Annotated in this window: 3 protein-coding genes (1 of these 3 running past the window's edge); all 3 read right to left on the reverse strand. The window is 46.1% G+C overall.

All coding sequences use genetic code 11. The features are described from left to right. Nucleotides 1-877, reverse strand: the 5' portion of a protein-coding gene (locus QVP67_RS07480) for a Fe-S cluster domain-containing protein (RefSeq protein ID WP_022162949.1). The gene continues 20 nt to the left of window position 1, outside the view; the window shows 877 of its 897 coding nt (coding positions 1-877); the start codon lies at nucleotides 875-877; its stop codon lies off the left edge, out of view. A gap of 32 nt (nucleotides 878-909) precedes the next feature. Continuing rightward, entirely contained in the window at nucleotides 910-1,332 is a 423-nt protein-coding gene (locus tag QVP67_RS07485) for a SoxR reducing system RseC family protein (protein WP_022162950.1), read from the reverse strand. A gap of 334 nt (nucleotides 1,333-1,666) precedes the next feature. Then, the gene (locus QVP67_RS07490) at nucleotides 1,667-3,124 is read right to left on the reverse strand and encodes a DUF3078 domain-containing protein (RefSeq protein ID WP_022162951.1); all 1,458 of its coding nucleotides are present in this window, start codon (nucleotides 3,122-3,124) and stop codon (nucleotides 1,667-1,669) included. Nucleotides 3,125-3,391 lie beyond the last annotated feature (267 nt).

The following is a 3,391-nucleotide window of genomic DNA, read 5'->3' on the forward strand; positions in this document are numbered from 1 at the left end:
CCTTTACTTCAGCGGCTTTCGGAGCCTCGCCCTGTGCGGCTTCTTCCGTCTTAGGTTTACGCGGCGGGAAGTTCAGCGCCACGATAGCTCCCTGCGGACAGGCTTCTTCGCACTTGCGGCACGACTTACATTTGTTATAGTCGATATAAGCCAGGTTGTTTTCCAACGTAATGGCCTCGAACGGACATACCTTCACGCACTTTCCGCAACCGATGCAGGCAGCCGTACATGCCTTACGGGCCACAGCTCCCTTGTCCTTATTGACGCATTGTACGTAAACCCGACGCGATTTCTTACCCTGCGGACGGATTTCGATGATATTACGCGGACAAGCTTTCGCACAGGCACCGCATGCCGTACATTTGGCTTCGTCCACTTCGGGCAACCCTGTTTCAGGGTTCATGCGAATGGCACCGAACTGACACGCTGAGACACAGTCGCCACATCCCAGACAGCCATAGCTGCAACCCGTTTCGCCTCCATACAGAGAAGACATGATAGCACAACTTTTAGCACCGTCGTACTGATTGATTCGAGGACGGTTGGCACACGTACCGTTACATCTCACCACTGCCACCATCGGTTCGGATGCAGCAGCATCCAATCCCAGGATTTCAGCGACCTGAGTCATAACAGCCTGTCCACCTACAGGACACAATTTCCCTTCCAAAGAACCAGCCTTCACACATGCGTCGGCAAATCCGCTACAACCAGGGTACCCACATCCACCACAATTGGCCTGGGGCAGCACAGCAGCCACCTTGGCTATTCGTGGATCTTCATACACGGCAAACTTCTTGGAAGCCACATAGAGCACAATCGCCGAAACGAGCGCTATGACTCCCAAAGAGATCACTGCAATCAGAATTACATTCATAGATCTGTTGTTTATTAGTTATTTATTTTAAATTAGTTAATCATCGGTTTGATCGAAAAGGAAAATTTCTTGCTCATCCGCGACCTGTTCATCCATAAGACACCATAGTACAATGCCAGCAACAAGAACGACACAAGCGCCGAAGACAATTCTTCCTTCCAAATACTCATAAAGACAAAAAGAGAAATTACCAAAATCAGGAAAGGGAATATAAAAGCATAGAGCACGGCCAATGCACCCATCGACACTTCTCCGACTACACAGACCCGATCCCCTACCCGATAAGAAGACGTATCTGCCACCGTTACATCAATCAGCTTTTCCTTTACGTCGGCCGAAGTGCAATGTCCCTTTATACTGCAAGCCGCACAAGCAGAAGTCTGAACAATCCGCACCTGAAGATGCGAATCTGTTATGTTTTCCACAATACCTTGATGTTCTATAGTATTCGCCATTTTGCAAAGTGAGCATTACAAATCGCGGCAAATTTACTCATTATTTACGAACTGCAAGGGATTAAATAGTTTTTTTGTGTGCGATAACGTTCATTTTTTGCATTTGAATGGTATTTATACTCATTTTACAATAAGCAGAGCCGATGAAATGCTCAAAATCACCCGAAAAGCCATTTCCGGGATTCTGCGACAGGGGGAAAGAAAAAGGATGTTTTCCCCTCCGCATCGCATCCCGATACGGCAGAGAGAACATCCTTTTGTATTGAGAAGAGGGTGTGTCGTAAATGAAGATACACACTCTCCACTATCATTCTGACCAATCTTCAGCCTTCGCTTACCATGAATAGTTGATACCGAAGCTCAACAGTTCTTTTACCTGGAAATAGCTGTCACCCTCGGTCGGCAAACTACTGTCATCAAAACGGGCATGAATATAAAGTTTGGTCGACAGGTATCTGTTCAGCACAAAGTTGAATGTATTTTCCCATTCGATGCGCACCCACTCGTAACTCGTCAGGAAGTCGAGACGAGACTCCAGCGAAATCGAAGGTATGATCTGCCACGTCAAGGTCGGCTTAATCTGCGAACCGAAATTATGTTTCACCGATTTTCCTTCCTCCAGACCAAAGCTCACCTCATTCACCTCACTGTTGCCCACATAACGCATGGTCCACGTCAAAGGTGCCATGAACACAGACAGGTTTATCTTACTCTTCACCAGCTTATAATCCATACCGACACTGGCCGACCAGTCAGCCGGTGCCAGGAAAGACGAAACCAACGGTTCTTCGTTGGCCTTATAGCCATGACAGAACTGGGTCTTGAATTCGGTCGATATAGTATAATACCATTTCGAAGCAGCCTGAATACCCAGCTTGCTGTAGATGCGCAGCTGATCGGTATTCACCAGAAAATCGTGAAACTTGTCCGAGGGTGCAGATGTAAAGCCCAGCTTGGCATCCAACAGACTTTCCCACTGGATCTTTTCACGGTCGTTGTAGTTGGCAAACATCTGCAGGTTGGCGAGCATCGAATTGGTACTTTCTCCACCCTTGTACCAGTTGTCCGAAATGTAGTTCTGCGTTATCTGCAACGAACCGTTTCCACCCGTTGTCCACCAGTTGGGTTTATGAATCACAACTCCTGCATCTTTCTTCACCGTCATTTTCTCCTGCGAGAACAGTTTGATGACAGACGGCTTGGACGATGCTTCCTTTTCGATGTCATCCTTGAACAGTCTTCCCTGGTTAATCACATCCTCCGTCCGTGTAACCTTCCGCGGGCAATGCACATAGGCCGACAGCAGTGTACGGTCTACCACCTCACCGATGCGGTCCAACGACGAAAAGCTCAGCGTATCGTACGGCAGCAGGTCGCGCGTCAGTTCGGGCACCGTATCCGGCTGCTGAAACTTCCACTCCAACGTAGAATAACGCTTCAGCGGACCATAAAAATACGTAAAGGGCACAAACATCCGGTAATAATACGGATTCCAGGCGATATAACGTTCCGAAGTAGCCGGATCGTTCAGATAGTTCAGTATCCCCAGATACTTTTCATACAGCACGGATACAGTATCTACCTTATAAAGTGAATCCACCTTATTCAATTTCAACATCAGATTTTCCTTTAAGATTCCAGATAAGGTATCGACCTTTGCAGTATCCTGTACACTGGTCTTTACCGTCTTCCCTTTATCGGGAAGAGCACTTGTGGAGTTCTGCGCCATCAGCACCGATGGAAAAAGCATGGTGGCTGCCATTATCCACATACAAAAACGTCTATTCTTCATAAAGCCCTGAATTTATGATTTGAGCGCAAAAATAACTTAATTTTATATAGGAAACAACCGACAATAAGTTAAAATCTGCTCTTTATGCTGCTGGCGGCTTTACTTTTCTGCGGAATGAAGCCAAGTGGCAACTTCTGTAAATCCTAAACTCTAACGTGAGTTCGAAATAAGAATAAATATATTTTGTTGAAAATTAGAAACATAGCGATAAAAATCATTAAATTTATAGTGTCCAATTATAACATTTAAACGATTATCACTATGTTT

This window comes from Bacteroides sp. CAG:633 (assembly GCF_000435115.1).
Classification (GTDB): Bacteria; Bacteroidota; Bacteroidia; order Bacteroidales; family Bacteroidaceae; genus Bacteroides; species Bacteroides ndongoniae.